The organism is uncultured Neisseria sp. (assembly GCF_951230505.1).
Classification (GTDB): Bacteria; Pseudomonadota; Gammaproteobacteria; order Burkholderiales; family Neisseriaceae; genus Neisseria.
Genome location: NZ_CATNVN010000208.1, coordinates 1 through 2,568, shown reverse-complemented (window position 1 = coordinate 2,568; position 2,568 = coordinate 1). Strand labels below are relative to the sequence as shown.

General features: G+C 54.9%; 1 protein-coding gene. It reads left to right on the top strand.

Translation table 11 applies throughout. The annotated features are described in order from the left end of the window. Positions 1 to 2,382: phosphoribosylformylglycinamidine synthase (gene purL, locus Q1M25_RS09490; RefSeq protein ID WP_300484067.1), on the top strand; the 2,382-nt coding region annotated here is incomplete at its 5' end. Positions 2,383 to 2,568 lie beyond the last annotated feature (186 nt).

The following is a 2,568-nucleotide window of genomic DNA, read 5'->3' as shown; positions in this document are numbered from 1 at the left end:
GGCGGCTTGTCCAACGCCTTCCCCGAGCTCGTCAACGATGCCGGACGCGGCGCGGTATTCAAGCTGCGCGAAGTGCCGCTGGAAGAACACGGCCTCAACCCATTGCAAATCTGGTGCAACGAATCGCAAGAGCGTTATGTGTTGTCGATTTTGGAAAAAGATTTGGACACCTTCCGCGCCATCTGCGAACGTGAACGCTGCCCGTTTGCCGTGGTCGGCACGGCGACTGACGACGGCCATTTGAAAGTGCGCGACGATTTGTTCTCCAACAATCCCGTCGATTTGCCGCTGAACGTCTTGCTCGGCAAACCGCCCAAAACCACGCGCAGCGACCAAACCGTGAGGTCGTCTGAAAAACCGTTTAACGCGGGCGATATCGACATCACCGAAGCCGCCTACCGCGTTCTGCGCCTGCCTACCGTAGCCTCCAAAAACTTCCTGATTACCATCGGCGACCGCAGCGTCGGCGGCATGACCCACCGCGACCAAATGGTCGGCAAATACCAAACCCCCGTAGCCGACTGCGCCGTAACCATGATGGGCTTCAATACCTATCGCGGCGAAGCGATGTCTATGGGCGAAAAACCAACCGTCGCCCTGTTTGACGCACCCGCGTCAGGTAGAATGTGCGTCGGCGAAGCCATCACCAACATCGCGGCGGTCAACATCGGCGACATCGGCAACATCAAACTTTCTGCCAACTGGATGGCTGCATGCGGCAACGAAGGCGAAGACGAAAAACTCTACCGCACCGTCGAAGCGGTTTCCAAAGCCTGTCAGGCATTGGATTTGAGCATCCCCGTGGGCAAAGACAGCCTGTCGATGAAAACCGTTTGGCAGGATGGCGAAGAGAAAAAATCCGTTGTCTCGCCGTTGAGCCTGATTATCTCCGCATTCGCGCCGGTTCAAGACGTTCGCAAAACCGTTACGCCCGAATTGAAAAACGTCGAAGACAGCGTATTGTTGCTGGTTGACTTGGGCAACGGCAAAGCGCGTATGGGCGGCTCTGCATTCGGTCAGGTTTACAACAACATGACCGGCGATGCGCCTGATTTGGACGATACAGGCCGTCTAAAAGCGTTTTACAATGTGATTCAACAGCTTGTCGCCGAAGACAAACTCTTGGCATACCACGACCGCAGCGATGGCGGCTTGTTTGCCGCTTTGGTAGAAATGGCATTTGCTGCACGGTGTGGCTTGAATGTAGATTTGACCTCGTTGGTTGCCAACCAAGTCGACGTCAACGAAGCCAGTATCCGCGCATTGTTCAATGAAGAGCTGGGCGCAGTGATTCAAATTGACAAACAAGATGTTGCGGCCGTAGAAGCCTTGTTTAAAGAAGCTGATTTGGCACTGCATACCGTTGCAACCATCGGTACTGACGAGAAAATCGTTATCCGCAATCAGGCAGGCATCGTATTGGAACAAAACCGCGCCGACCTGCAACGCGCATGGCAGGAAACCAGCCACGCCATCCAACGCCTGCGCGACAACCCTGCCTGCGCCGACAGCGAGTTTGCCCTGATTGACGACAACGAACGTAGCGCATTGTTTGCCGACCTGAAATTCGACGTGAACGAAGACATCGCCGCGTCTTTCGTCAACAGCGGCGCGAAACCCAAAATCGCCATCCTGCGCGAACAGGGCGTGAACGGGCAAATCGAAATGGCAGCCGCCTTTACTCGCGCCGGTTTCGATGCCTACGACGTACATATGTCCGACCTGATGGTAGGCCGCGTCCACCTTGCCGACTTCAAAATGCTGGCAGCGTGCGGCGGCTTCAGCTACGGCGACGTACTCGGCGCAGGCGAAGGCTGGGCGAAATCAATTCTGTTCCACCCTGCTCTGCGCGACCAATTTGCCGCCTTCTTTGCCGATCCGAACACGCTGACATTGGGCGTGTGCAACGGCTGTCAAATGGTCAGCAACCTTGCCGAGATTATCCCGGGTACAGAAGCATGGCCTAAATTCAAGCGCAACCTGAGCGAGCAGTTTGAAGCGCGCCTGAGCATGGTTCACGTTCCCAAATCAGCCTCCCTGATTCTGAACGAAATGCAAGGCTCCAGCCTGCCCGTCGTCGTCAGCCACGGCGAAGGCCGCGCCGACTTCGCGCTTCACGGCGGCAACATTTCAGACGACCTCGGCATCGCGCTGCAATACGTCGACGGACAAAACCAAGTGACCCAAACTTATCCCCTCAACCCTAACGGCTCGCCGCAAGGCATCGCCGGCGTTACCAACGCCGACGGCCGCGTCACCATCATGATGCCCCACCCCGAACGCGTGTACCGCGCCGCACAAATGAGCTGGAAACCGGAAGACTGGACGGAACTGTCCGGCTGGTACCGTTTGTTTGCAGGAGCAAGGAAGGCTTTGGGCTAAATCGTGCCCTGATTGACTGATTGGCAAGAAAAGGTCGTCTGAAAACCTCAAATTAAGGTTTTCAGACGACCTTTTTGAAAATAAACAACTTCATAGAAATTATGGAAAACAATTTGGAGAAACTTATGTCTGATAGAAAAATTTTTAAAGATATGCCAGATGATGGAGCTTATATTGACTGGCTTA